39 protein-coding genes are annotated in these 23391 nt (G+C 43.1%); all 39 read right to left on the reverse strand.

Going from position 1 to position 23391, the window contains the following annotated elements; all coding sequences use genetic code 11:
- Positions 1–53: 53 nt before the first annotated feature.
- The 39 genes from rpsK to tuf all read right to left on the reverse strand — a co-directional run bounded on the left by rpsK (position 54) and on the right by tuf (position 23354).
- On the reverse strand, positions 54–449 hold the full coding sequence (rpsK, locus tag M3180_RS20170) for a 30S ribosomal protein S11 (protein ID WP_251670867.1): 396 nt from the start codon (positions 447–449) through the stop codon (positions 54–56).
- A gap of 19 nt (positions 450–468) precedes the next feature.
- Positions 469–837 (reverse strand): 30S ribosomal protein S13, encoded by a 369-nt coding sequence (gene rpsM, locus M3180_RS20175; RefSeq protein ID WP_251670868.1) that lies wholly within the window; start codon positions 835–837, stop codon positions 469–471.
- A 15-nt stretch (positions 838–852) separates the two neighbouring features.
- Positions 853–966: a 50S ribosomal protein L36 gene (gene rpmJ, locus M3180_RS20180; RefSeq protein ID WP_015253313.1), complete on the reverse strand. Its 114-nt coding sequence runs from the start codon at positions 964–966 to the stop codon at positions 853–855.
- Between the two features lie 42 nt (positions 967–1008).
- The gene (gene infA, locus M3180_RS20185) at positions 1009–1224 is read right to left on the reverse strand and encodes a translation initiation factor IF-1 (RefSeq protein WP_015847200.1); all 216 of its coding nucleotides are present in this window, start codon (positions 1222–1224) and stop codon (positions 1009–1011) included.
- A 1-nt stretch (position 1225) separates the two neighbouring features.
- The gene (locus M3180_RS20190) at positions 1226–1504 is read right to left on the reverse strand and encodes a KOW domain-containing RNA-binding protein (protein ID WP_251670869.1); all 279 of its coding nucleotides are present in this window, start codon (positions 1502–1504) and stop codon (positions 1226–1228) included.
- A gap of 10 nt (positions 1505–1514) precedes the next feature.
- Positions 1515–2273, reverse strand: coding sequence for a type I methionyl aminopeptidase (gene map / locus M3180_RS20195; protein WP_251670870.1), 759 nt, complete (start codon positions 2271–2273; stop codon positions 1515–1517).
- A complete protein-coding gene (locus M3180_RS20200) occupies positions 2273–2923 on the reverse strand; it encodes an adenylate kinase (RefSeq protein WP_251670871.1) in 651 nt (216 codons plus the stop codon). Before M3180_RS20200 ends, map begins: the two co-directional genes overlap by 1 nt.
- A gap of 81 nt (positions 2924–3004) precedes the next feature.
- The gene (gene secY, locus M3180_RS20205; RefSeq protein ID WP_251670872.1) at positions 3005–4303 is read right to left on the reverse strand and encodes a preprotein translocase subunit SecY; all 1299 of its coding nucleotides are present in this window, start codon (positions 4301–4303) and stop codon (positions 3005–3007) included.
- Positions 4304–4744: a 50S ribosomal protein L15 gene (rplO, locus tag M3180_RS20210; protein ID WP_251670874.1), complete on the reverse strand. Its 441-nt coding sequence runs from the start codon at positions 4742–4744 to the stop codon at positions 4304–4306. It lies immediately after the preceding gene.
- A gap of 53 nt (positions 4745–4797) precedes the next feature.
- Positions 4798–4977, reverse strand: a complete 180-nt coding sequence (gene rpmD / locus M3180_RS20215) for a 50S ribosomal protein L30 (RefSeq protein WP_251670876.1) — start codon at positions 4975–4977, stop codon at positions 4798–4800.
- 13 nt (positions 4978–4990) lie between these two features.
- The gene (gene rpsE, locus M3180_RS20220; RefSeq protein WP_251670877.1) at positions 4991–5488 is read right to left on the reverse strand and encodes a 30S ribosomal protein S5; all 498 of its coding nucleotides are present in this window, start codon (positions 5486–5488) and stop codon (positions 4991–4993) included.
- Between the two features lie 24 nt (positions 5489–5512).
- The gene (gene rplR, locus M3180_RS20225; RefSeq protein ID WP_251670879.1) at positions 5513–5881 is read right to left on the reverse strand and encodes a 50S ribosomal protein L18; all 369 of its coding nucleotides are present in this window, start codon (positions 5879–5881) and stop codon (positions 5513–5515) included.
- 50 nt (positions 5882–5931) lie between these two features.
- Positions 5932–6474 carry a 50S ribosomal protein L6 gene (rplF, locus tag M3180_RS20230; RefSeq protein ID WP_251670881.1) on the reverse strand — a complete coding sequence of 181 codons (543 nt, stop codon included), beginning with the start codon at positions 6472–6474 and terminating at the stop codon, positions 5932–5934.
- Between the two features lie 31 nt (positions 6475–6505).
- Entirely contained in the window at positions 6506–6904 is a 399-nt protein-coding gene (gene rpsH / locus M3180_RS20235) for a 30S ribosomal protein S8 (protein WP_251670883.1), read from the reverse strand.
- 31 nt (positions 6905–6935) lie between these two features.
- The gene (locus M3180_RS20240; RefSeq protein ID WP_010348808.1) at positions 6936–7121 is read right to left on the reverse strand and encodes a type Z 30S ribosomal protein S14; all 186 of its coding nucleotides are present in this window, start codon (positions 7119–7121) and stop codon (positions 6936–6938) included.
- 26 nt (positions 7122–7147) lie between these two features.
- On the reverse strand, positions 7148–7690 hold the full coding sequence (gene rplE / locus M3180_RS20245) for a 50S ribosomal protein L5 (RefSeq protein WP_251670886.1): 543 nt from the start codon (positions 7688–7690) through the stop codon (positions 7148–7150).
- A gap of 31 nt (positions 7691–7721) precedes the next feature.
- A complete protein-coding gene (gene rplX / locus M3180_RS20250; RefSeq protein ID WP_213520385.1) occupies positions 7722–8075 on the reverse strand; it encodes a 50S ribosomal protein L24 in 354 nt (117 codons plus the stop codon).
- Positions 8076–8125: 50 nt separating this feature from the next.
- Positions 8126–8494, reverse strand: coding sequence for a 50S ribosomal protein L14 (gene rplN / locus M3180_RS20255; protein ID WP_251670887.1), 369 nt, complete (start codon positions 8492–8494; stop codon positions 8126–8128).
- Positions 8495–8538: 44 nt separating this feature from the next.
- Positions 8539–8802 (reverse strand): 30S ribosomal protein S17, encoded by a 264-nt coding sequence (gene rpsQ, locus M3180_RS20260; protein WP_251670889.1) that lies wholly within the window; start codon positions 8800–8802, stop codon positions 8539–8541.
- A 49-nt stretch (positions 8803–8851) separates the two neighbouring features.
- Positions 8852–9052 carry a 50S ribosomal protein L29 gene (gene rpmC, locus M3180_RS20265; RefSeq protein ID WP_251670891.1) on the reverse strand — a complete coding sequence of 67 codons (201 nt, stop codon included), beginning with the start codon at positions 9050–9052 and terminating at the stop codon, positions 8852–8854.
- Positions 9042–9476 carry a 50S ribosomal protein L16 gene (gene rplP / locus M3180_RS20270; RefSeq protein ID WP_251670893.1) on the reverse strand — a complete coding sequence of 145 codons (435 nt, stop codon included), beginning with the start codon at positions 9474–9476 and terminating at the stop codon, positions 9042–9044. The genes rpmC and rplP overlap by 11 nt, the downstream gene beginning before the upstream one ends.
- 2 nt (positions 9477–9478) lie before the next feature.
- The gene (rpsC, locus tag M3180_RS20275; RefSeq protein WP_251670895.1) at positions 9479–10141 is read right to left on the reverse strand and encodes a 30S ribosomal protein S3; all 663 of its coding nucleotides are present in this window, start codon (positions 10139–10141) and stop codon (positions 9479–9481) included.
- A gap of 13 nt (positions 10142–10154) precedes the next feature.
- Complete coding sequence (gene rplV / locus M3180_RS20280; protein ID WP_251670897.1) at positions 10155–10490, reverse strand: 50S ribosomal protein L22; 336 nt, start codon at positions 10488–10490, stop codon at positions 10155–10157.
- A 40-nt stretch (positions 10491–10530) separates the two neighbouring features.
- A complete protein-coding gene (gene rpsS / locus M3180_RS20285; RefSeq protein WP_251670899.1) occupies positions 10531–10812 on the reverse strand; it encodes a 30S ribosomal protein S19 in 282 nt (93 codons plus the stop codon).
- 66 nt (positions 10813–10878) lie between these two features.
- Positions 10879–11709 (reverse strand): 50S ribosomal protein L2, encoded by an 831-nt coding sequence (gene rplB / locus M3180_RS20290; RefSeq protein WP_251670900.1) that lies wholly within the window; start codon positions 11707–11709, stop codon positions 10879–10881.
- Positions 11710–11726: 17 nt separating this feature from the next.
- Positions 11727–12020, reverse strand: coding sequence for a 50S ribosomal protein L23 (gene rplW, locus M3180_RS20295; protein WP_251670901.1), 294 nt, complete (start codon positions 12018–12020; stop codon positions 11727–11729).
- Complete coding sequence (gene rplD, locus M3180_RS20300) at positions 12020–12643, reverse strand: 50S ribosomal protein L4 (protein ID WP_251670902.1); 624 nt, start codon at positions 12641–12643, stop codon at positions 12020–12022. Before rplD ends, rplW begins: the two co-directional genes overlap by 1 nt.
- A 28-nt stretch (positions 12644–12671) precedes the next feature.
- Positions 12672–13295 carry a 50S ribosomal protein L3 gene (gene rplC / locus M3180_RS20305; protein WP_251670903.1) on the reverse strand — a complete coding sequence of 208 codons (624 nt, stop codon included), beginning with the start codon at positions 13293–13295 and terminating at the stop codon, positions 12672–12674.
- Between the two features lie 41 nt (positions 13296–13336).
- Positions 13337–13645: a 30S ribosomal protein S10 gene (gene rpsJ / locus M3180_RS20310; RefSeq protein WP_251670904.1), complete on the reverse strand. Its 309-nt coding sequence runs from the start codon at positions 13643–13645 to the stop codon at positions 13337–13339.
- 320 nt (positions 13646–13965) lie between these two features.
- Positions 13966–14724: a hypothetical protein gene (locus tag M3180_RS20315; protein ID WP_251670905.1), complete on the reverse strand. Its 759-nt coding sequence runs from the start codon at positions 14722–14724 to the stop codon at positions 13966–13968.
- On the reverse strand, positions 14718–15419 hold the full coding sequence (locus M3180_RS20320) for an ABC transporter ATP-binding protein (protein WP_251670906.1): 702 nt from the start codon (positions 15417–15419) through the stop codon (positions 14718–14720). Before M3180_RS20320 ends, M3180_RS20315 begins: the two co-directional genes overlap by 7 nt.
- A complete protein-coding gene (locus tag M3180_RS20325; RefSeq protein ID WP_251670909.1) occupies positions 15416–15802 on the reverse strand; it encodes a GntR family transcriptional regulator in 387 nt (128 codons plus the stop codon). Before M3180_RS20325 ends, M3180_RS20320 begins: the two co-directional genes overlap by 4 nt.
- Before the next feature lie 41 nt (positions 15803–15843).
- A complete protein-coding gene (locus M3180_RS20330; protein WP_251670910.1) occupies positions 15844–16602 on the reverse strand; it encodes an ABC transporter permease in 759 nt (252 codons plus the stop codon).
- Positions 16595–17542, reverse strand: coding sequence for an ABC transporter ATP-binding protein (locus M3180_RS20335; protein ID WP_251670912.1), 948 nt, complete (start codon positions 17540–17542; stop codon positions 16595–16597). Before M3180_RS20335 ends, M3180_RS20330 begins: the two co-directional genes overlap by 8 nt.
- Before the next feature lie 802 nt (positions 17543–18344).
- Entirely contained in the window at positions 18345–18932 is a 588-nt protein-coding gene (locus tag M3180_RS20340; protein WP_251670914.1) for a 50S ribosomal protein L25, read from the reverse strand.
- Between the two features lie 219 nt (positions 18933–19151).
- Entirely contained in the window at positions 19152–19946 is a 795-nt protein-coding gene (locus tag M3180_RS20345) for an ABC transporter ATP-binding protein (protein WP_251670916.1), read from the reverse strand.
- Entirely contained in the window at positions 19947–20855 is a 909-nt protein-coding gene (locus M3180_RS20350; protein WP_251670918.1) for an ABC transporter permease, read from the reverse strand. It abuts the gene before it with no gap.
- Between the two features lie 101 nt (positions 20856–20956).
- On the reverse strand, positions 20957–21997 hold the full coding sequence (locus M3180_RS20355; RefSeq protein ID WP_251670920.1) for an ABC transporter substrate-binding protein: 1041 nt from the start codon (positions 21995–21997) through the stop codon (positions 20957–20959).
- Between the two features lie 166 nt (positions 21998–22163).
- The gene (tuf, locus tag M3180_RS20360) at positions 22164–23354 is read right to left on the reverse strand and encodes an elongation factor Tu (protein ID WP_251670922.1); all 1191 of its coding nucleotides are present in this window, start codon (positions 23352–23354) and stop codon (positions 22164–22166) included.
- Positions 23355–23391: the final 37 nt, after the last annotated feature.

Consider the following 23391-nt stretch of genomic DNA (forward strand, 5'->3'; position numbering starts at 1 on the left):
TTCACAACCATTATTCACAGATTGTTACTATTTGATACCACCAAGTCAACAAATTACACGCGACGACGTTTTGGTGGACGGCATCCGTTATGCGGAACTGGTGTTACGTCCTTAATTAGGTTCACTTCCAAGCCAGCAGCTTGAAGTGAGCGAATTGCAGCTTCACGGCCTGCTCCAGGACCTTTAACCATAACCTCAACCGTTCTCATGCCATGTTCCATAGCAGCCTTTGCAGCTGTTTCAGCAGCCATCTGAGCTGCGAAAGGAGTACTCTTACGAGAACCTTTGAAGCCTAGACCACCAGAACTTGCCCAAGAGATTGCATTACCATGTGGATCTGTAATCGTAACGATTGTGTTGTTAAATGTCGAGCGGATATGTGCTACGCCGCTATCAATATTTTTACGATCACGACGCTTAGTACGAACGACTTTTTTAGCTTTAGCCATTATCGTTTATCCTCCCTTCTTATTTCTTCTTGTTAGCTACAGTACGACGAGGACCTTTACGTGTACGAGCATTTGTTTTAGTACGTTGACCGCGAACTGGAAGACCACGGCGGTGACGAAGACCACGGTAGCAACCAATTTCAGTTAGACGTTTGATGTTAAGGGATACTTCACGACGAAGGTCGCCTTCTACCTTAACGTTTTTGTCGATTTCATCACGAATACGACCAAGCTCATCTTCTGTAAGATCACGAACACGAGTGTCCGGATTTACGCCAGTAGATGCAAGAATCTTCTGAGCCGTAGTATTTCCGATACCGAAAATATACGTCAAAGAGATAACAACGCGTTTGTCACGCGGAATATCTACGCCAGCTATACGTGCCATTGAGTATGTTCCTCCTTATCCTTGTTTTTGTTTGTGTCTCGGATTTTCACAAATCACCATAACATTACCTTTGCGACGAATAACTTTGCATTTCTCGCAAATTGGCTTAACCGAAGGTCTTACCTTCATTGTGATTACCTCCCGAATCTTTCGTAAATAGATCCATAAAGACTATTTACGATAGGTGATACGCCCTCTTGATAGATCATAAGGCGATAACTGAATGACCACTTTGTCTCCAGTAAGAATGCGAATAAAGTGCATTCTAAGTTTGCCAGATACATGAGCAAGAATCTGATGACCGTTTTCAAGCTCTACCTTAAACATAGCGTTTGGTAGCGGCTCAATTACTGTACCTTCAACTTCAATAACATCTTCTTTAGCCATTTTAGTTCTCCTTTCCATGTGCATACTTCTGCACAGCATAACGCAACTTAGCATTCGTTACTTTGCCTGTTTCCTGCAAGCTGATTGCAACCTCTTGACTAATAATAGGCAGCAGCTCGAGATGCAGAACGTTCTTTTTCTTTGGCGCGTCGAATTTGCGTTTCTTTCCGTCAGCAATGAGTACGAAGCGCTCATCAAGCACATCGACGATTACTGCATAACGCTCCTCGTCCTTACCTTTAAGAATTTTGATTAATTGTCCGATTTGAGCTTTCATCATGATCGTTTCCTCAACTTTGAGATGGCAGCTTCGTCAATATCTCAAAACCGTCCTCCGTAACGGCAACCGTATGCTCAAAATGAGCGCACCATGTACCGTCCCGAGTAACTACCGTCCAGTTATCTTCAAGTGTCCGAACATATCGTTCACCTATGTTAACCATAGGCTCGATTGCTAGCACCATTCCAGGCTTCAGCCGCGGTCCTCTGTCTTTTACTCCATAGTTCGGAATTTGCGGTTCTTCATGAAGATCGGCACCGACCCCATGACCAACATATTCACGAACGACAGAAAATCCTGCTGCTTCAATTACCTCTTGTATGGCGTGCGATATCGTATACAGTCTGACATCAGGCTTCACTAGCGAGATTCCAGCATACAGTGATTGCTCTCCAACCGTTAAGAGGCGTTTGACCTCTTCCGATACAGCACCAACCGGATAGGTCCATGCTGAATCACCGTGGTAACCACCGTATTGCGCGCCGATATCGAGACTAATAATATCGCCCTCGTTCAGCTTGCGTGAACCTGGAAACCCATGCACAAGCTCGTCATTTACAGAAGCACAGACGCTGGATGGGAAACCATTATAACCTTTAAAAGATGGAATTGCACCTTGACTGCGAATGTACTTTTCAGCTATCGCGTCGAGCTCACCCGTCGTAATTCCAGGTTCAATTGCTTGAACCATCAATTGATGTGTCTTGGCAACAATTCGCCCTGCTTCTCTCATTAATTGCAGTTCCGATTCGGATTTGCAAATGATCATTACAAGGAACCTCTCAAAGTTGAAATGATCTCAGCAGTCACAACATTGATATCTTGTTCACCGTTCACTTCACGCAGCAACCCTTGTTTACTGTAGTAGTCTAAAAGAGGCGCTGTTTTAGATGTATATTCATCTAGGCGTGTACCAACCTTCTCTTCTGAATCATCAGAGCGTTGATACAGCTCACCGCCATCCTTATCGCAAACTCCTTCAGCTTTAGGAGGGTTGAACATAATATGATACGTTGCACCACATGATTTACAGATGCGACGACCTGTTAGACGAGCTAGCAGAAGATCGCGATCAACATCAAGGTTAACAACATGATCAATGCTGCGGCCTAGCTCTTGCAGCATGCTGTCAAGCGCTTCAGCTTGTTGAATCGTACGAGGGAATCCATCAAGCAGGAAACCTTTTTCGCAATCTGCTTGTGCTAGTCTTTCCTTTACGATTCCGTTGGTGATCTCATCAGGAACGAGTAGACCTTGATCGATATACTCCTTCGCTTTAAGACCGATTGGCGTGCCTTGCTTCATCGCTAGACGAAAAGCATCGCCGGTAGAAATATGCGGAATGTTAAATTCCTCAACAATTCTCTCCGCTTGCGTTCCTTTACCTGCTCCCGGAGGACCCATAAATAGAATGTTCATTAGTGACTTCCTCACTTTAAGCACAATAGGCCCGTTAGGGCACCGCATTGCACTAGCGGCAACCCCTGTTCGAACCTGTTGTTATTTATTGATAAACCCTTTGTAATGGCGTTTGATCAATTGGCCTTCGATCTGTTTCATCGTATCAAGTGCAACACCGACAACGATAATTAGTGAAGTACCACCTAGCTGTATGGAGCGGTCTAATCCTGCAAGTGATCCGAAAAGCACTGGGAAGATTGAGATTACCGCCAAGAATATTGCACCCGTCAATGTCAATCGAGTCAATACTTTTGTCAAATAAGAAGAAGTTGGTTTACCAGGACGAATACCTGGGATGTAGCCACCGTTCTTTTTCATTTGATCAGCCATTTGAACAGGATTGATTTGTACGAATGTGTAGAAGAATGTAAAACCGATAATTAGTAGAACATACAACACCATACCAAGTGGCTTGTCGTAGCTCAAGTTATCGATAATCCATCTTGCCCATAGTTTATCTGCCCAGAAGTTCGCAATCGTAATTGGGAACATAAGCAAAGAAATGGCGAAGATGACCGGGATAACGCCCGCACCGTTAACTTTCATCGGAATATGAGTCGATTGTCCACCATACATTTTGCGTCCTACTACACGTTTAGCGTATTGAACAGGGATCTTACGGATACCTTGCTGAATGAAAATAACACCAACGATCATGACAACAACGACAAGAACGATTAGCAGTACTTTCACGATGTTCAAGAACAAGTTCTCAGCATCAGCAAGCTGTGTTTGGTAAAGCGTACGAACATGACCAGGTAAACCAGCCACAATCGCAGCAAAGATTAGAATGGAGATACCATTACCAATACCTTTTTCTGTGATTTGCTCACCAAGCCACATCAAGAATGCAGTACCTGCAGTCAAGATGATAGCAATAACAAGATAATCTACAAAATTAGCATTGTGGATAATCTCTACTCCATAGATACGATTGAAACCAATCGCTGTAGCTAAACCTTGTACTAGACCTAGTATTACAGTACCGTAACGAGTGATTTGAGCAAGCTTGCGCTTACCGTCCTCACCTTGCTTCGCCCATTCTGCAAAACGAGGAATAACGTCCATACTTAACAGCTGCACGATAATCGATGCAGTGATGTATGGCGTAATCCCGATTGCAAAGATAGAGAAGTTAAATAATGCTCCACCTGAGAACGTGTTAAGCAAGCCGAATAGGTCTGAACCGTTAGATCCAGCTTGTTTTAACAACTCTGTATCTACTCCTGGTACCGGAATAAAGGCACCAATACGATAAATCAATAATACGAAAAGCGTGAACAGAATTCGCGTACGAAGTTCTGAAACTTTCCAAATATTGGACACGGTCGTAAACAATTAGATCACCTCGGTTTTACCGCCGGCAGCCTGGATTTTCTCTACCGCAGATTGAGAGAACTTATTAGCTTTCACAGTAAGTCCTACATTCAACTCACCATTACCCAAGATTTTGATTCCTGCTAGCGCATTTTTAACAATGCCTTTTTCAAGAAGAACTTCTGGAGTGATTTCCGTACCTGCAGCAAAGCTGTTCAAATCTTGAATGTTTACAATCGCATACTCTTTACGGAACGGGTTGTTAAAACCACGTTTCGGTAAGCGACGATACAGTGGGTTTTGACCACCCTCGAAACCAGGACGAACACCGCCACCGGAACGAGCATTTTGACCTTTATGACCTTTACCTGCTGTTTTACCATTTCCTGAACCAATACCGCGACCTTTGCGCTTTGGCTCGAATTTGGAACCAGCAGCTGGTGCTAATTCATGCAATTTCATCGTTCGTGCACCTCCTTATTGTTTTCGTATCATAATCATCCCAAGCTGACTGATTAAACTTCTTCAACTTTAACCAAGTGGCTAACATGATGAACCATGCCGCGAATAGCTGGGCTGTCGTTAAGAACGACCGATTGACGAATTTTGCTAAGGCCGAGCGACTGAACAGTTGCACGTTGTTTCTCGTTGCGGCCAATCAAACTGCGAACGAGGGTGATTTGCAATTTTGCCATCGATTTTCCCTCCTTAACCTAGTAGCTCTTCAACAGTTTTACCACGAAGCTTAGCAACATCTTCTGCACGTTTTAGACGAGAAAGACCTTCTAGCGTCGCGTTTACCATATTTAGAGAATTGGAAGAACCAAGTGATTTCGTTAAAATATCGCCAATACCAGCAAGCTCAAGTACTGCACGTACTGGGCCACCAGCAATAACTCCTGTACCTTCCATCGCTGGTTTCAAAAGAACTTTACCAGCTCCGAAACGACCTTCAATTAGGTGAGGAATCGTTGTTCCTACAAGTGGTACATGGATCAGGTTTTTCTTAGCATCTTCGATACCTTTGCGAATCGCATCAGGTACTTCGCCTGCCTTACCGATCCCTGCGCCAACGTAGCCTTTTCCGTCACCGACAACTACAAGTGCGCTAAAGCTGAAACGGCGTCCGCCTTTAACAACTTTTGCAACACGGTTAATATGAACTACTTTTTCAGTAAGTTCCAACGTATTAGGATCTACACGCAAGTCGTTTACCTCCTTATTGATTGATTAGAATTTCAAGCCAGCTTCGCGAGCTGCATCAGCTAGTGCTTGAATTCTTCCGTGATATAGGTATCCACCACGGTCAAATACTACTTCAGAAACACCTTTTTCTACCGCACGTTTAGCAATTAGATCGCCAACCTTAGCAGCAGATTCAACATTACCGCCGTTGCCAATTGAAGACGCAAGCTCTTTATCTTTAGTAGAAGCGGACACGATTGTCACACCAGCTACATCATCGATTAGTTGAGCATAAATGTGCTTAGAAGAACGGAACACAGACAAACGTGGACGAGCAGCTGTGCCGTTGATTTTCTTACGAACGCGGAAACGTCTTTTCAGACGTGCTTTGTTCTTATCACCTTTAGTAATCATGCAGGTACACTCCTTTCCTTTGCCTTAAGACGCAAGATTAAGCGAGTAGCTTATTTCTTCTTACCGGCTTTACCTTCTTTACGGATGATGCGCTCACCTTCGTACTTAATACCTTTACCTTTATATGGCTCAGGAAGACGTACTTGGCGAATTTCAGCAGCGATCTGCCCAACGCGCTCTTTATCAATACCGTGAACAGTAAGTTTAGTTGTACCAACAACCTCGAATTCAATACCTTTTTCTGGAGTGAATTCAACCGGGTGAGAGTAACCAACGTTCAATGTAATTTTCTCGCCTGTTTTGTTAACACGGTAACCTACACCTACAAGCTCAAGATTTTTCTTATAGCCTTCAGTAACACCTGTAACCATGTTCGCAATAACTGTACGAGTCGTTCCATGTAGAGAACGATGAGTTTTATTATCAGAAGGACGCTCAACAGAAATTTCAGTTTCTGCTACGTTTACGATCATATCGCTATGAAGCGTGCGTGTTAGCGTACCTTTAGGTCCTTTAATTGTAATAACCGAGTTATCCAAAGTAACAGCAACACCTGCTGGAACTGGAATCACTTTACGACCGATACGGGACATCGTTACACCTCCTGTCTTCGTTACTTGTATCTTACCATACGTAGCAGACTACTTCGCCGCCAGCTTTTGCTGCACGAGCTTCTTTGTCTGTCATTACACCTTTGGACGTGGAGATAATTGCAATTCCAAGTCCACCAAGTACGCGTGGAATTTCGTTAGATTTTGTGTAAACGCGTAGTCCTGGTTTAGAAATACGTTTCAAACCAGTGATAACACGCTCTTGGTTAGCTCCGTATTTCAAGAAAATACGAATCATACCTTGTTTGTTATCCTCGATGTACTCTGCATCACGGATAAATCCTTCACGCTTCAAGATTTCAGCGATTTCTTTTTTCACTTTTGAAGCGGGCATTTCTACAGTTTCGTGACGAACAACATTCGCATTGCGAATGCGTGTCAACATATCTGCAATCGGATCAGACATAACCATTAGTGTGAACCTCCTTCCCGAACTAGGCTGATTACCAGCTTGCTTTTTTAACGCCAGGAATCTGGCCCTTGTATGCTAACTCGCGGAAACAAATCCGGCAAATTTTAAACTTTTGCAAAACAGAATGCGGACGACCACAACGCTCACAGCGTGTATAAGCACGAACTTTGAACTTAGGTGCGCGTTGTTGTTTCACTTTCATCGAAGTTTTTGCCACTCGGTATTACACCTCCTAGTAGTGGATTACTTCGCAAACGGCATACCCATTTGAGATAGCAATTCACGAGATTCTTCGTCTGTTTTTGCCGTCGTGACGATGACGATATCCATACCACGTGTTTTGTCAACTTTATCGTACTCAATCTCAGGGAAGATAAGTTGCTCTTTCAAACCAAGTGTGTAGTTACCGCGGCCATCAAATGCTTTAGTAGAAACACCTTGGAAGTCACGTACGCGAGGTAAAGAGATATTGAACAATTTGTCTAGGAAATGATACATACGCTCGCCGCGTAGTGTAACTTTAACCCCGATCGGCATGTTTTCACGCAATTTAAATCCTGCGATAGATTTTTTAGCGCGTGTAACAACTGGTTTTTGACCAGAAATAATTTGTAGCTCTTCAAGTGCAACGTCAAGTACTTTTGAATTCGATACAGCTTCACCCATACCGATGTTGATAACAACTTTTTCAATTTTAGGTACTTGCATCACTGAAGTATAGTTAAACTTCTGCATTAGAGCAGGAGTAATTTCATTAAGAAAGCGACTTTTCAGTCTAGCTGTCATAGATCATAGACCTCCTTTCCTACTTTTGCGATTAGTCAATCTGTGCACCGGAACGCTTAGCGATCCGCACTTTTTTGCCGTTATCAAGCACTTTGTATCCAATACGAGTTACTTTTCCGCTCTTTGGATCAACGTGCATGACGTTTGATGCGTGAATTGGAGCTTCCTGCTCGATAATTCCACCTTGCGGGTTCGCTTGAGATGGGCGAGCGTGCTTCTTCACGATGTTTACACCTTCAACAAGCACACGGTTTTCACGTGGGTAAGCTGCGATCACGCGACCTTTCTTACCTTTGTCTTTACCAGAAATTACGATAACTGTATCGTCTTTCTTGACATGTAGCTTGTTGTTATGAGATTCCAACAACTTTTTCACTTTTGGCATTTATTACACCTCCTGCTCGCTTCTGCTTTCAGGGTTATATTGTTTGGAGCTTAGATTACTTCCGGAGCCAATGATACGATTTTCATGAAATCTTTATCACGAAGTTCACGAGCAACTGGTCCAAAAATACGAGTTCCACGTGGGCTCTTATCATCTTTAACTACAACTGCTGCATTTTCATCAAAAGAGATGTATGAACCATCTTTACGGCGTACAGAACGTTTCGTACGAACGATAACAGCTCTAACTACATCACCTTTCTTGACAACTCCCCCTGGTGTTGCTTGTTTAACAGAACATACAATGACATCACCAATTGCAGCTGTACGGCGGTTCGTACCACCTAGCACGCGGATACACATCAATTCTCTTGCACCAGAGTTGTCGGCAACTTTAAGTCGACTAAATGCTTGAATCATTTTAACGTCCTCCTTTCACCAAAACATGTAAAGCACAACGTTCATTAAAGAATGACAGCTTCTTCAATAACTTCGACCAGTCTGAAGCGCTTGTCTTTAGATAGTGGACGAGTCTCCATGATTTTTACAACATCGCCGATTTTAGCAGTATTGTTCTCATCATGTGCTTTGTATTTTTTCGTATATTTAATACGTTTATGGTACAAATCATGTTTTTTGTATGTTTCAACAGCAACAACGATTGTTTTGTCCATTTTGTCACTTACCACTTTGCCGATTTCTACTTTACGGGCATTGCGTTCGCTCATGTTTGGCCTCCTTCCTGACCGTGATCAGATTCATCACTATCAACAATGATTAGCTGGTTATTCCAAGTTCTCTTTCACGTAGAACGGTTTTAGCGCGAGCAATTTCTTTACGCACGTCACGAATACGAGTTGGATTGTCCAGTTGACCTGTTGCCAATTGGAAACGAAGGTTGAACAGCTCTTCTTTGAAACCAGCGATTTGTTGTTCGATTTCAGCAGAGGTTAAGTTGCGAAATTCACTAGCCTTCATTTGCTTCACCACCCACTTCTTCTCGTTTCACAAACTTACATTTAACAGGCAACTTGTGAGCAGCAAGACGCATTGCTTCGCGAGCTACTTCTTCGGATACGCCTGCAAGCTCAAACATAACTTTGCCTGGCTTAACAACAGCTACCCATTTCTCTACGTTACCTTTACCGCTACCCATACGCACTTCAAGAGGCTTTTGAGTGATTGGTTTATCTGGGAAAATTTTGATCCATACTTTACCGCCACGTTTGATGTAACGTGTCATCGCGATACGAGCCGCTTCGATCTGACGGTTAGTAACCCATGATGGTTCTAGTGCTTGTAAGCCGTACTCGCCGAATGCTACAGTAGTACCGCCTTTTGCACGACCTTTCATGTGACCACGTTGTTGTTTACGATGTTTTACACGCTTAGGTACCAACATGATTAGTTGCCTCCTTCCTGTGGAGCTTTCTTCTTAGTAGGAAGGACTTCACCACGATAGATCCATACTTTTACACCAAGACGACCATAAGTCGTATGTGCTTCAGCTGTACCATAGTCGATATCAGCACGAAGTGTATGAAGTGGAACAGTACCTTCACTATATCCTTCAGTACGAGCAATCTCAGCGCCGCCAAGACGACCAGAAACTGAAGTTTTGATTCCTTTAGCACCCGCACGCATAGAACGTTGGATAGCTTGTTTTAGAGCACGACGGAAAGAAACACGACGCTCTAATTGTTGAGCAATGCTTTCTGCTACTAGAATAGCATCAAGATCTGCTTGTTTAATTTCAGCAATATTGATATGAACTTTCTTTTTGTCAGCGATTTTACCTAGTTGAACACGAAGATTTTCAACTTCAGCTCCACCTTTACCGATAACCATACCTGGCTTAGCAGTATGAATCGTCACGTTAACGCGGTTAGCCGCACGCTCGATTTCGATATGGGAAACTGCTGCATCTTTCAGCTTGTTCTTAAGGTATTCACGAATTTTCACGTCTTCAAGTAGAAGATCGCCGAAGTCTTTTTCAGCGTACCATTTGGATTCCCAATCACGGATAATCCCGACGCGTAGACCGATTGGATTTACCTTTTGACCCACTCGTTATCCCTCCTTATTTTTCTGATACGACCAAAGTGATGTGGCTGGTTCTCTTATTAATTCTGCTTGCACGACCCATTGCACGTGGGCGGAAACGTTTCATAGTTGGTCCTTGGTTCGCATATACTTGCGATACAACCAAATTGTTAACGTCAAGCCCATTGTTATGCTCAGCGTTAGCAATTGCAGAGTTCAACAACTTCTCCAAAATTGGGGAAGCAGCTTTTGGCGTGTGACGCAGAATCGCGATTGCTTCGCCAACTTGTTTACCACGAATCAGGTCCGCTACCAGTTGAGCTTTACGAGGAGCAATACGTACGAAACGTGCGTGTGCTTTTGCTTCTGCCATGATGGAACCTCCTCTCATTCATTAGAAAGTGAATAGGCAATTAACGTCTGCCTGTTTTTTTGTCATCAGCGGCATGACCTTTGTACGTACGTGTCGGTGCAAATTCACCAAGCTTGTGACCAACCATATCTTCTGTCACATATACCGGAACATGTTTACGACCATCATACACTGCAAAAGTGTGACCGATGAATTGTGGGAAAATTGTAGAACGGCGAGACCATGTTTTAACAACAGTCTTTTTGTTCGCTTCATTCAATTCCTCGACTTTTTTCAAAAGGTAACCATCAATAAATGGACCTTTTTTCAAACTGCGACCCATGTGAGATCCTCCCTTCACGTAAGAGCTTTGCATAATTTAGATTATGCGGCTTGTATCAAGCAACGATTACTTCGTACGTCCACGAACAATATATTGGCTTGATGCTTTTTTCTTCTTGCGTGTTTTGTATCCAAGTGTCGGTTTGCCCCAAGGAGACACTGGAGATTTACGGCCGATCGGAGCTTTACCTTCACCACCACCGTGAGGGTGATCGTTAGGGTTCATTACTACCCCGCGAACTTCTGGACGCTTACCTAACCAGCGAGAACGACCAGCTTTACCAATTTTGATAAGCTCGTGGTCACCATTACCTACTGAACCGATTGTTGCACGGCAAGTGTTAAGGATATGGCGTACTTCGCCTGAGTTAAGACGAACCGTTACATAGTTGCCTTCTTTACCAAGCAATTGAGCTTCTGTACCAGCAGCACGAACCAATTGTCCGCCTTTACCTGGTTTCAACTCAATGTTGTGGATTACTGTACCAACTGGGATATTAACAAGTGGTAAAGCATTACCGATCTTGATATCCGCATCTGGACCAGATTGAATTTGATCGCCTACTTTAAGACCTTTCGGTGCAATAATGTAAGCTTTTGCGCCGTCCACATAGTGGATCAATGCAATATTGGAAGTACGGTTTGGATCGTACTCGATTGTTGCAACTTTACCGATTACGCCATCTTTAATACGTTTGAAGTCGATAATACGGTATTTACGCTTATGTCCACCACCGTGGTGACGAACTGTAATTTTACCTTGGTTGTTACGTCCAGCTTTTTTGAAAAGCGGCGCAAGCAACGATTTCTCCGGAGTGCTTGTCGTAATTTCTTCGAATGTAGAAACACTCATGTTACGACGTGCAGGAGAGGTCGGTTTATACTTTCTGATTGACACTTATGTTCCCTCCTTTACTAGACTGACGTTTCAAAGAATTCTAGCTCTTTGCTATCTTCGCTCAATTGAACGATTGCTTTTTTCCAATTAGGTCTGTAGCCGCTGTAACGACCGTAACGTTTTGGTTTACCAGCAACACGCATTGTGTTAACGCTAGTTACTTTCACGTTAAAAATCGCTTCGATCGCGGATTTGATTTCGGTTTTGTTCGCGCGTAGGTCTACTTCAAAAACATAACGTTTAGCAGCCATGTAATCGCTCGTACGTTCCGTAATAACCGGGCGCTTGATGATATCGCGAGGATTTTTCATTACGCAAGCACCTCCTGTACTTTCTCTACCGCTTCTTTAGTGATAATCAATTTATCATGTACAAGTACATCACGAACATTGATGCCATCAGCAGCGATGAATTTCACACCAGGGATATTGCGCGCAGACAATGCAACGTTATCCTCATAGTTAGCTGTAACAACCAAAGCTTTGCGATCTACTTTAAGATTGTTAAGCAAGCTTGCGAATTCCTTCGTTTTTGGAGCAGCGAATGCTAGTTGATCCAATACGATAATGTTCTCTGCAATTACTTTAGAAGAAAGTGCAGATTTGATCGCAAGACGACGAACTTTCTTAGGAAGCTTAAATCCATAAGAGCGAGGTGTTGGGCCAAATACTGTACCACCACCAACCCATTGTGGAGAACGGATGCTACCTTGACGAGCGCGACCTGTACCTTTTTGTTTCCAAGGCTTACGTCCACCGCCACGTACTTCGGAGCGTCCTTTTGTTTTGTGCGTTCCTTGACGCTCAGCAGCGTTTTGCAAAAGGACAGCACTGTGCATAACATGAGCATTAGGTTCGATACCGAACACGCTATCAGCTAGTTCTAGTTCACCAACCTGTGCACCGCTCACGTTGAATACTGTTACTTTAGGCATTTCTTGTTCCTCCTTTCTTCAAAGACAATTAGCTTTTAACTGATTGTTTAATATTAACGAATCCATTTTTAGGACCTGGGATAGAGCCTTTAACTAGAAGCACGTTACGCTCAGCGTCTACGCGGATAACTTCAAGTTTTTGGATTGTAACTGTTTCTGTACCCATATGTCCTGGAAGGCGTTTGCCTTTCGGTACACGGTTCGCTTGGATAGAACCCATAGAACCAGGGCCACGATGGTAACGAGAACCGTGAGTGTTAGGACCAGTGCGTTGTCCCCAACGTTTGATAACACCCGCGAAACCTTTACCTTTTGAAATACCTGTTACGTCAACAAATTCACCTTGAGCGAACAAGTCAGCAGCAACTGTTTGGCCAACCTCATACTCGCTAAGATTAATTCCGCGAATTTCGCGAACGTAGCGCTTAGGAGTAGTGTTAGCTTTCTTAGCATGGCCTACAGCTGGTTTGTTTGATCTGCTTTCTTTTTTGTCAGCAAATCCTAGTTGAACCGCTTCGTAGCCGTCGTTTTCCAAGTCTTTCTTCTGAAGCACTACGCATGGTCCAGCTTCGATAACTGTTACTGGAATAACATTGCCCTCAGGAGTAAACACTTGAGTCATACCAAGTTTTTTACCTAAGATACCTTTCATGTTGACACCTCGTTTCCTCTCTATAATCACATTGAATCATCTTACAGTTTGATTTCGATATCTACACCGGATGGTAGATCCAGACGCATCAAAGCATCAACTGTCTGCGGCGTTGGATTCACGATATCGATCAAGCGCTTATGAGTGCGTTGTTCGAATTGCTCGCGAGAATCCTTGTATTTGTGCACCGCACGCAAAATAGTGACGATTTGCTTTTCCGTTGGCAACGGAATCGGTCCGGATACACCTGCACCGGAACGTTTTGCAGTTTCCACAATTTTCTCTGCGGACTGATCAAGAATTCTATGATCGTATGCTTTCAAGCGAATACGAATCTTTTGCTTTGCCATTTAAAGTCCCTCCTTCTATCGCCCAATTTTTTAATCGGACATACTCCGTAAGAAAACCCTACACACTCCCCATGGCAAAGGGGCCGGGTGTGTCGGCAACCTCTTACATCAACGCAACGTCAGACCAACAGTCAATATTATACACGAGTGGGCATTTGATTGCAACTAAATTTATACGTTGTTTTACAACTGATTTTCTGGCCTAATTTCCGATACTTTCGAACACCTAAACAATTATAATGAAACATCTTTTATTTGTCATGTGCCAAATAAAAACAGTCTTAGCACATGAGCTAAGACTGTTTAATCAGAAGCTACGATTAAAGCTGAATACGTTTCTTCATTAGATAGTGAGTAACCGCTAGCTTGAGCACTAACGCCAGCGCAGCGATGAGCATCGGCACTGACCAGAAGTGAAACCAATCGACTGGCAAGCTTTCGCTTAGTGAAATGTCGGCTTCATAGCTACCGAACTTAATGAATGCGAAGTACTGATCATAGGATGGTCCTACAACTAAGTTTGTGATGTAATCGACAGCCAAGCTAAAGCCAACAAACACAATAACACCAATCCATGCGCGATACTTACCACGGAAGGAGTAAGTCGTCGCCATCGATAGCATAATTAGAGCTAATAGCGTAATGGTATTCCATAATGCGAATAAAATACTACTTATTAATGGCTTTGGCTGCAGCAAAATTTCCATTGCCTTATTTACTTCTGCAGAATTGAAATTAACGTCTAGCACTGCGAAGAATGCAAACGTAAGCGTCGCAGCAAGCAGCATATATACAACACCAAGCAATAATATAGAAGCAATTTCTTCTAGCTGCGATAACGGAAGCAATCTTCGATGATAGCTGCTCAATTGATGTTTATAGCTGAGACTCGTCATTACAAGAAGGATTAAGCTGCTTAGTGATGAAACGACAACACCACCAACGAACACTAGTTCATCCATCCAGCCCCATTTATATTTACCGATGACTAAGAGTGCATACAAGAGAACCGATGACACCAAAACAATGTACAAGCTAAGACTGTTCATCTTCCAGTTGTATTTAAGAAGCTTTAGCATTCTGCGTACACCTCCTTAAACAACTCGTCGACACTTTTACCACGTTTCATTCGAATGGTCTCAACATCTTCCTGAAGAATCAGCTTACCTTGCTTTAGCATGATTACTTCATCAAAGATTCGTTCGATATCCGTCAAAAGGTGCGTCGTAAGAATAATGCTGCTTTCTGGGTTATAGTACTCAACGAGTGCGTCTAGTATTTTACCACGTGCAACCGGATCTACACCGCCTATTGGCTCATCCAGCAAGTACAGGCTTGCATTACGCGAAAGTGCTAACGTTAGCTGTAATCTCTCCTGCATCCCCTTGGAAAGGCTGCTTACTCGATCCTGTTCATTCAGCCTCATAAAGGATATCATCTCGTGTGCTTTCGCATGGTCAAAATCAGCATAGAAGTCACGATAAAACGAAACTGCATCCTTTACCTTCATCCAGCCCTCCGTCAGTGGAATGTCTGGCATATAAGAGACAATACGCTTCGTATCATGACCGACCGTCGCACCGCCTACTTTAATCGAACCGCTTGTCGGATGTGTCAATCCCGCGATGAGCTTCATTAGTGTTGTCTTACCACTTCCGTTACTACCTAATAGCCCAATGACTTTACCACGTTCGATCGTGAAGCTAACATCGCTTAGTGCAGTTTTTCTCCAGTAGCTCTTATGAATATCCTTCACCTCAAGAACTACACTCATGGATTGTCACCTCGCTCTTCCCCTTTGCTCTCCACTGCATCGCTAACGATTGAGATGATTTCATTACTGGCAAAGCCCAGCTCCTGCATGCCTTGAATAAAATGTTCGATCAGCTCTCCTGCCATTTCCTTTTTAATTCCCATAATGATCGACTCCTCACTTGTTACATATCGTCCAAGCCCGCGTCTCGTCTCTACAATGCCTTCTCTCTCCAGCTCTGAGAATGTACGCTGTACCGTATTCGGATTTATTTGCAGCTCAGAGGCTAACTCTCGTACGGAAGGAATTTTATCGCTAGGCTTTAGCTTTCCAACGATAATCTGCTTTTTAAGATAGCTCATAATTTGCATATAGATCGGTAAGTTATTATCAAATTCAATCATCCAGCCTTACACCCCTTTCTATGTTTCATTGCTTTGCCTAACTATGCCACATCGCGTTTTTTGAATACATAGAATGATGTCGCTAATATTGCGATGAGATACGCCGCCAGTACGGTAATAGAAAACCCGAGTGTCATCCCCTTCATTAAAGGCACACCGCCTTCTTCGTACATGCGCAAATCTAGGTTGAAAAATAGAAGATATTTCGCAAATTCGTATTTAGCTAGCAGCAAGACAGCAAGATCTGATACGAATACAAGACAGAGTGCAATTCCGATCGTTGCGCCTGTTGATTTCGTTAGTACACTCAGCATAAAGACAATGGAGGTATACATCACAGTATTTACGGAGGTGTACAGAACCGTTTTCCAAACATCGATCATACTGCCTTCACCCTGCATACCAAAGAACACTATGCAGATAATAAAGCTAACAATTAACGCAAACAATAGAAGTACAATATTAAATACCAGCAATGCTGCATATTTAGAAGCAAGAATTTTACTTCGAGAATGCGGACGAATAAGCAGCAGTTTAATCGTTCCAAGCTGATGTTCTCCCGATACCAAGCTTGCTGTATAGATCATGCAAAGGAACAGATAGAGTGTTCCGCCACCATTAATGTCTATGACAGATTGCATAAACTCAACATATCCGAGCTCTGTTCCCTCTAGAAAGCTTTTTACGACAACTGCAATGCCTAGCGGCATTAAAAGGATAATTAGAAAAGCTATGAAAAAACCTCTCTTTTTAGCTAGCTTTAACCATTCATTTGTTGTTAATTGTAAGAAACTATACAATCTGATTCCCTCCAGTCCACGTTAAGAACTCATCCTCTAACGAGCGTTTTACTTCTACGACCCGGTATACCGAAATCCGGTGAGCACTCAGCTCATGAATATAATTAGCAAGTGCCTCGTCCTTACAACGAATCTCCAGTTCATTCGTTAATTCATTCGCTTGAATGAATTGAAGTTCCTCGCGGCCGACAAGCAGCTGCTTCGCCTGTTCTAATTGGTTTACTCTAACGAGTACATTGAACTCTTCGTTGCCATCTTGCTGTATCTGTGCACCGCCAATCAGCTGTTCATGCACGAACTTACCTTGCTGAATAACAACGACTCGGCTACACATCAGTTCAATCTCAGATAATAGATGACTAGATACAAGTACCGCTATTCCTTCCTGCTGTGCGATTGTTTTTAAGTAATCCCGCATTTCACGGATACCTGCAGGATCTAGACCATTGGTCGGCTCATCCAATATTAAAATGCTTGGCGAATGCATGAGTGCCTGTGCAATGCCTAAGCGCTGTCTCATCCCTAATGAATATGACTTTACCTTTTTATTCATAGCATCTGTTAGACCGACAACGTCAACGACCTGCTTCATTCGCTCTACTGTTATCGATGGAATCATGCGTTGGTATTGCTTTAAGTTATCCCAGCCGGTCATATACGAATAAAATTCCGGGTTCTCTACAATGGCACCAACACGAGCAATAGCTTTTGAGAAGCTGCTGCGTATACTCTGTCCGTTAATTAGCACCTCTCCGCTGGTCATTCCAATTAGACCAACGATCATGCGAATCGTTGTCGTTTTTCCTGCTCCATTAGGACCCAGCAGGCCGACGATCTCACCTTTCTTCACTTCAAAGCTCAGTTGATCAACGATCGTTTGCTTTCCGATCTTCTTCGTTACTTTGTCTAGTTGAAGAACTACATCCTGTTGATGTGACATATCGCTTTTCACTCCTATCCAATATTGTGTATCTGTGTATTAGTTACATAGTACACTATAACATTGGTATTGTAAATAGATGGATTAAAAAAATAAAAAGCGGCAAATGCATTGACTGCATTTGCCGCTTTTGGCTGTTGATATTGTTCAAACCGATGAATGCTAGATCCGATGCCGAATAAGCTACAGCGCCCGACATCGTCATCATAGCTGAACTTTTTAACTACCTCTTCCAATATAGGTTAAAAAGTTCGGCTTTCAGGACCGAGAAGATAGCATGAAGCTAGGGAACGAGGAGCACAGCGTACGTTTTGTGTACGTGAGCACCGCAGGCTCCCGATGAATGCTATCTTCGATGCCGAGTAAGCTACAACGCAAAACATCGTCATCAAAGTCGGGCTTTTTAACTTCCTCTTCCAATATAGGTTAAAAAGCTCGGCTTTCAGGACCAAGAAGATAGAGAGCTAGTAGAAAACGAGGAGCACAGCGTACGTCTTGTGTACGTGAGCACCGGAGTTTTCGCTAGCTCTCCATATTCGACGTCGAGTATGCTACAGCACATGACATCGTCATCAAAGTCGGGCTTTTTAACTTCCTCTTCCAATATAGGTTAAAAAGCTCGGCTTTCAGGACCGAGAAGATGGAGAGCTAGTAGAAAACGTGGAGCGCAGCGTACGTCTTGTGTACGTGAGCACCGGAGTTTTCGCTAGCTCTCCATATTCGACGTCGAGTATGCTACAGCACATGACATCGTCATCAAAGTCGGGCTTTTTAACTTCCTCTAATATATGTGAAGGCTTGATTATGAAGTTACTTCTTCACCATCAACCACCGTCGCTGCTACCTGGGACGCTACAATCGAGACTAGATATTCGTTCGGTGAAGATGTTAGTTGAACACCTTCAGGCAGCTTAAGATCACTTGCCTGAATCGTATCGCTAACTTTCATCCCACTAATATCAACTGTCAGCGAAGCCGGAATCAAATGAGGAAGTGCTGTAACTTCAACGGATGTGCTATCCGTTTGAATAATGCCACCTTCCTTTGTACCAATTGGAGTTCCTGTAAATACAATTGGCAGGCGTGTACGAACCTCTTCTTTCGCGTTTACACGCAAGAAGTCGATATGAATCACTTCACCCGTCACTGGATGACGCTGCATATCCTCCAAAAGGACAGGAACCTTATCTTCATTGTTTACTTGAAGATATACAACACTACCTCCGCCAGTCTTCAACCATTGTAAATACTCTTTTTTTGGAACGTCAATGGTAGCATTCTCACTCCCTGCTCCGAATACTACAGCAGGAATTCTACCTGCTTTACGTAGCTGCTTTAATTGCGCACGACTGCTTTTTTCGCGTACGTTAACTAAGATTTGATTACTCATATGATCGTCTCCTTTTCATACCCTGTGCTTTTTATCAAAATCGATTGCCTTTTTTCGACTATAGATTCCGCTCTCACATTGTGTGAGAGACACTAGAGCTTCATCGCATCAAGCCTCCTTTCTACTCCACTATATAAATAGGCACCTCATTCTGCGCGAATGAAATGCCTATTAATCTACCTTATCATATTGTCACTATAAAGTCTAATCTAGCAAGCTTTATCCGAGAACGACCCGATCGTCTGCCATTTTCTTACCGCTGATCTGCTCAAATTCACCTAGCAATCTTTCAACAGTCAGCTCACTTTTACGATCCTCATTCACCTGCAAAATAATCTGACCCTTGTCCATCATAATTAATCGATTACCTAGGCGGATGGCTTGCTCCATATTATGTGTAACCATCAAGGTCGTTAGATTTAAGTCTTTAACGATTTTTTCTGTTAAATCTGTAACTAGCTCTGCTCGAGCTGGATCCAGAGCGGCTGTATGCTCGTCTAGCAATAAAATTTGCGGACGTGTAAAGGTTGCCATGAGCAAGCTTAACGCTTGACGCTCTCCACCAGAGAGTAGACCAACCTTCGCATTCATACGATTTTCTAAACCGATCCCTAGTCTCGATAGCTCTTCTCTAAAGATCATTTTGGTTTTCTTCGTAACACCGAAAGAAAAACCACGCGACTGACCGCGCTTATAAGCAACAGCCAAATTCTCCTCAATGGTCATTCGCGGCGCTGTTCCTGCCATAGGGTCCTGAAATACTCTACCGATCCATTGACTCCGTTTATGCTCAGGCAACGAACTAACATCATTACCGTCGATCTCGACAACTCCAATATCAGGCTTCAGAACGCCAGAAATGATATTCATCAGCGTAGATTTCCCCGCACCGTTACTTCCGATGATCGTAACAAAATCACCCTGCTTAAGCTGAAGGTCCGCTTTAAGCAAAGCAACCTTCTCATCAATCGTCCCTGGATTAAATAATTTCGATACCTCTTTAATATGCAGCATCTAACTTACGCCTCCCTTCGAGGCAACTTTCTCAATGACCTCAGCAGCTCGTTTACGCGAAACACTTTTATCCTGAATCGCCGACCTTATCGTCGGAATAACGAGTGCACCTACAATAATAATAGCTGTAATCAGCTTCATATCCTGAGCATCCATACCTGGCACGCGAAGTGCTAGCGCATAGATCAGGCGATATGCAATGGCACCAAGCACGACAGCAAGTGTCGTGCGGAAAATTGAAGACTTACCGAAGATGGCCTCACCAATAATGACAGATGCAAGTCCGATAACAATCATACCGACACCCATGTTGTTATTAGTTTGGTTTGTAGAAAACGCGATCAAACCACCAGATGTTGCAACTAGTGCATTGGACAATGATACACCAATAATGGTTGTGCGATCAGTGTTTGCACCGAAGCTTTGAATCATTCGCTTGTTGTCTCCAGTAGCGCGCAGGCTTAGACCTACATTCGTTTTGAAGAATAGGTCAAGCAGCAGCTTCACACCAACCGCAATAATTAATCCAACGAGCAATACATTAGCACCATCAAACAAGTTTGCTTCACCACGAAGTGAAACGTTAGGTTTACCCATAATTCTCAAGTTAATAGAATATAAAGCAATCATCATAATAATTCCGGATAATAGCCCATTAATTTTACCCTTCGTATGAAGAAGTCCTGTCATAAGCCCTGCTAATGCTCCACCGATAAACGAACATATTAATGAAAGGACCGGTGGTGTACCGTTAAGTGTCAAAACAGTAGCGATCGCCGCCCCTGTGGTAAAGCTTCCGTCAACGGTCAAATCGGGAAAATCAAGCACACGATAGGTGATATAAACACCAAGTGCCATTAATGCATACAATAAACCGCTTTCTACTGCACCAAGCAAAGAAGTCAGCACATGTATCTACCTCCAATTCTACTTATGTTATTACTAGTTAGTTTTTCATGAAAAAAGGGATCAGCACATCCTGATCCCTGCAAATACTTGTAAGTTCTATACTATTCAAGAATATTAGTTGCTGGGTCTTTTACGTAAGCTTTCATTTCATCTGTAACCGTAATGCCCATTTCTTCGGCAACACCTACGTTAAGAATAAAATCAAGATTTTCTGGTTTGCGGATATTCATATCCCCAGGATTTTTACCGTCTTTTAAGATTTCAAGCAGCATTTCACCGACTTCATAGCCGTGATCATAATATTTAAAACCAACTGTTGCAAATGCGCCAGCCTCTACTGTGTCACGATCAGAAGTGAACAGCGGAAGATCATGCTTATGTGCAACATCTAGAATAATATCAATCGCTTCAACAACCGTATTATCTAGCGTTACATACAATGCATCGACTTGACCAACAAGAGATTGAGCTGCTTGCGGAATGTCTGAGCTATTCGCGATCGCCGCTTCAATCAGCTCAATGTTATGCTCTGCTAAGCGTGCTTTCGCAGTATCCGCCATAACGACAGCATTAGGCTCACCTTTATTAATTACGATACCAACTTTCTTCACTTCAGTAAACTCAGCTGCAATGAAATCCATCAATTGATGAATAGCATCAGGGTTAGAATCCGAAGCCCCTGTTACATTACTACCAGATGCCTCTAATGAAGGAACTAGTTTCGCATCAATTGGATCTGTTACCGCTGCAAATACAACCGGTGAATCTGTAATTTCATCTACAAGTGCAGATGCGCTTGGTGTTGCAATACCTACCGCTACATCTGGTTTTCCATCTTTAATCTTTTGCGAGATAGGCTGTAAGTTATTAAAGTCAGCCTGAGCGTTTTGATAGTCAATTTCAAGATTTTCGCCTTCTTTAATGCCGCCATCTGCTAATGCTGCGATTATACCATCTTTAACAGCGTCTAGTGATGGATGCTCAACAAACTGCGAAATTGCTACTTTATACTTTTTACCCGAAGCCTCTTCCCCAGTATTGCTGTTGCTGTTCTTATTTGTATTCGTATTGCCTTCCCCACAAGCTGTCATTAGCAGCATCATTGTTGCTAATAATGTAACAAATAAACTTTTCTTCTTCATTAGTTGACCCCTCTCGAACAATATAGGATAAGCTACTTTACATCATCTTAATATTAACGCAGTTTCGCGTCAACACATTAAATTGATAAGGAAAATATTTATGTATAATCAATAAAAAAAGCTCCCAGTAAACTGGGAGCTTTGAGCAGCTTATGCTGCGCAATTATTAAGCTTCGATGGATGCAACCGCACCTGCACCTACTGTACGACCACCTTCACGGATAGAGAAGCGAGTACCTTCTTCAACCGCGATTGGAGCGATCAATTCAACAGTTACAGTGATGTTGTCACCAGGCATAACCATTTCAGAACCTTCTGGAAGGTTGATGATACCAGTTACGTCAGTTGTACGGAAGTAGAACTGTGGACGGTAACCAGTGAAGAAAGGCTTATGACGGCCACCTTCTTCTTTAGTTAGAACGTAGATAGAAGCTGTAAATTTTGTGTGTTGTTTAACAGAACCTGGTTTAGCTAGAACTTGACCACGCTCGATGTCTTTACGATCAACACCACGAAGAAGAGCACCGATGTTATCACCAGCTTGAGCATAGTCAAGCAATTTACGGAACATCTCAACGCCTGTTACTACAGACTTGCGAACTTCTTCTTGTAGACCGATAATTTCAACTTCGTCACCAACTTTGATTTCGCCACGCTCAACACGGCCAGTAGCAACTGTACCACGACCAGTGATTGTGAATACGTCCTCGACAGGCATTAGGAATGGCTTGTCAGTAGCACGCTCTGGAGTTGGGATGTAAGAGTCGATTTGTTCGAATAGCTCAACAACTTTGTCAGCCCATTGGCCGTTAGGATCTTGAAGAGCTTCACGAGCAGAACCACGGATGATTGGAGTATCATCACCAGGGAACTCATACTCAGAAAGAAGATCGCGAACTTCCATTTCAACAAGCTCAAGAAGCTCTTCGTCTTCAACCATGTCACATTTGTTCAAGAATACTACGATGTAAGGAACACCTACTTGACGAGAAAGAAGGATGTGCTCACGAGTTTGTGGCATTGGACCGTCAGCAGCAGAAACTACTAGGATCGCGCCGTCCATTTGAGCAGCACCAGTGATCATGTTTTTAACGTAGTCGGCGTGACCTGGGCAGTCAACGTGTGCGTAGTGACGGTTAGCAGTCTCATACTCAACGTGAGAAGTAGAGATTGTGATACCGCGCTCGCGCTCTTCTGGAGCTTTATCGATTTGGTCATAGCCCATAGCTGCGCCACCGTTTCTTACAGAAAGAACAGTAGTGATTGCAGCAGTTAGAGTTGTTTTACCATGGTCAACGTGACCGATAGTACCAATATTAACGTGTGGTTTAGTACGTTCAAATTTAGCTTTTGCCATTGAACTTAATCCTCCTCAATGTATCTTAATTTATATT

This window comes from Paenibacillus camelliae, from assembly GCF_023715345.1.
GTDB lineage: Bacteria > Bacillota > Bacilli > Paenibacillales > Paenibacillaceae > Pristimantibacillus > Pristimantibacillus camelliae.

What these genes read in the sequence shown, in the direction of transcription:
- rpsK (WP_251670867.1), bottom strand. Translation starts at nt 449, where the DNA reads ATGGCTAAAGCTAAAAAAGTCGTTCGTACTAAGCGTCGTGATCGTAAA.
- M3180_RS20315 (WP_251670905.1), bottom strand. Translation starts at nt 14,724, where the DNA reads ATGCTAAAGCTTCTTAAATACAACTGGAAGATGAACAGTCTTAGCTTG.
- rplC (WP_251670903.1), bottom strand. Translation starts at nt 13,295, where the DNA reads ATGAAAGGTATCTTAGGTAAAAAACTTGGTATGACTCAAGTGTTTACT.
- rplF (WP_251670881.1), bottom strand. Translation starts at nt 6,474, where the DNA reads ATGTCCCGTATCGGTCGTAAAGTGATTCCAGTTCCAGCAGGTGTTGCT.
- M3180_RS20320 (WP_251670906.1), bottom strand. Translation starts at nt 15,419, where the DNA reads ATGAGTGTAGTTCTTGAGGTGAAGGATATTCATAAGAGCTACTGGAGA.
- rpsJ (WP_251670904.1), bottom strand. Translation starts at nt 13,645, where the DNA reads ATGGCAAAGCAAAAGATTCGTATTCGCTTGAAAGCATACGATCATAGA.
- rpmJ (WP_015253313.1), bottom strand. Translation starts at nt 966, where the DNA reads ATGAAGGTAAGACCTTCGGTTAAGCCAATTTGCGAGAAATGCAAAGTT.
- rpmC (WP_251670891.1), bottom strand. Translation starts at nt 9,052, where the DNA reads ATGAAGGCTAGTGAATTTCGCAACTTAACCTCTGCTGAAATCGAACAA.
- rplD (WP_251670902.1), bottom strand. Translation starts at nt 12,643, where the DNA reads ATGCCTAAAGTAACAGTATTCAACGTGAGCGGTGCACAGGTTGGTGAA.
- M3180_RS20340 (WP_251670914.1), bottom strand. Translation starts at nt 18,932, where the DNA reads ATGAGTAATCAAATCTTAGTTAACGTACGCGAAAAAAGCAGTCGTGCG.
- rplR (WP_251670879.1), bottom strand. Translation starts at nt 5,881, where the DNA reads ATGATTACTAAAGGTGATAAGAACAAAGCACGTCTGAAAAGACGTTTC.
- rpsQ (WP_251670889.1), bottom strand. Translation starts at nt 8,802, where the DNA reads ATGAGCGAACGCAATGCCCGTAAAGTAGAAATCGGCAAAGTGGTAAGT.
- M3180_RS20355 (WP_251670920.1), bottom strand. Translation starts at nt 21,997, where the DNA reads ATGAAGAAGAAAAGTTTATTTGTTACATTATTAGCAACAATGATGCTG.
- rplP (WP_251670893.1), bottom strand. Translation starts at nt 9,476, where the DNA reads ATGTTGGTACCTAAGCGTGTAAAACATCGTAAACAACAACGTGGTCAC.
- tuf (WP_251670922.1), bottom strand. Translation starts at nt 23,354, where the DNA reads ATGGCAAAAGCTAAATTTGAACGTACTAAACCACACGTTAATATTGGT.
- rplV (WP_251670897.1), bottom strand. Translation starts at nt 10,490, where the DNA reads ATGGCAGAAGCAAAAGCACACGCACGTTTCGTACGTATTGCTCCTCGT.
- M3180_RS20335 (WP_251670912.1), bottom strand. Translation starts at nt 17,542, where the DNA reads ATGTCACATCAACAGGATGTAGTTCTTCAACTAGACAAAGTAACGAAG.
- rplX (WP_213520385.1), bottom strand. Translation starts at nt 8,075, where the DNA reads ATGCCAAAAGTGAAAAAGTTGTTGGAATCTCATAACAACAAGCTACAT.
- M3180_RS20325 (WP_251670909.1), bottom strand. Translation starts at nt 15,802, where the DNA reads ATGATTGAATTTGATAATAACTTACCGATCTATATGCAAATTATGAGC.
- rplE (WP_251670886.1), bottom strand. Translation starts at nt 7,690, where the DNA reads ATGACAGCTAGACTGAAAAGTCGCTTTCTTAATGAAATTACTCCTGCT.
- rpsH (WP_251670883.1), bottom strand. Translation starts at nt 6,904, where the DNA reads ATGGTTATGTCTGATCCGATTGCAGATATGTTGACACGCATTCGCAAT.
- rplW (WP_251670901.1), bottom strand. Translation starts at nt 12,020, where the DNA reads ATGAAAAATCCTCGCGATATCATCAAGCGCCCGGTTATTACGGAACGT.
- rpsS (WP_251670899.1), bottom strand. Translation starts at nt 10,812, where the DNA reads ATGGGTCGCAGTTTGAAAAAAGGTCCATTTATTGATGGTTACCTTTTG.
- map (WP_251670870.1), bottom strand. Translation starts at nt 2,273, where the DNA reads ATGATCATTTGCAAATCCGAATCGGAACTGCAATTAATGAGAGAAGCA.
- rplN (WP_251670887.1), bottom strand. Translation starts at nt 8,494, where the DNA reads ATGATTCAAGCATTTAGTCGACTTAAAGTTGCCGACAACTCTGGTGCA.
- rpsM (WP_251670868.1), bottom strand. Translation starts at nt 837, where the DNA reads ATGGCACGTATAGCTGGCGTAGATATTCCGCGTGACAAACGCGTTGTT.
- rpmD (WP_251670876.1), bottom strand. Translation starts at nt 4,977, where the DNA reads ATGGCAAAATTGCAAATCACCCTCGTTCGCAGTTTGATTGGCCGCAAC.
- M3180_RS20190 (WP_251670869.1), bottom strand. Translation starts at nt 1,504, where the DNA reads ATGATGAAAGCTCAAATCGGACAATTAATCAAAATTCTTAAAGGTAAG.
- rplO (WP_251670874.1), bottom strand. Translation starts at nt 4,744, where the DNA reads ATGAAATTGCATGAATTAGCACCAGCTGCTGGTTCCAAATTCGAGCCA.
- infA (WP_015847200.1), bottom strand. Translation starts at nt 1,224, where the DNA reads ATGGCTAAAGAAGATGTTATTGAAGTTGAAGGTACAGTAATTGAGCCG.
- M3180_RS20345 (WP_251670916.1), bottom strand. Translation starts at nt 19,946, where the DNA reads ATGCTGCATATTAAAGAGGTATCGAAATTATTTAATCCAGGGACGATT.
- M3180_RS20200 (WP_251670871.1), bottom strand. Translation starts at nt 2,923, where the DNA reads ATGAACATTCTATTTATGGGTCCTCCGGGAGCAGGTAAAGGAACGCAA.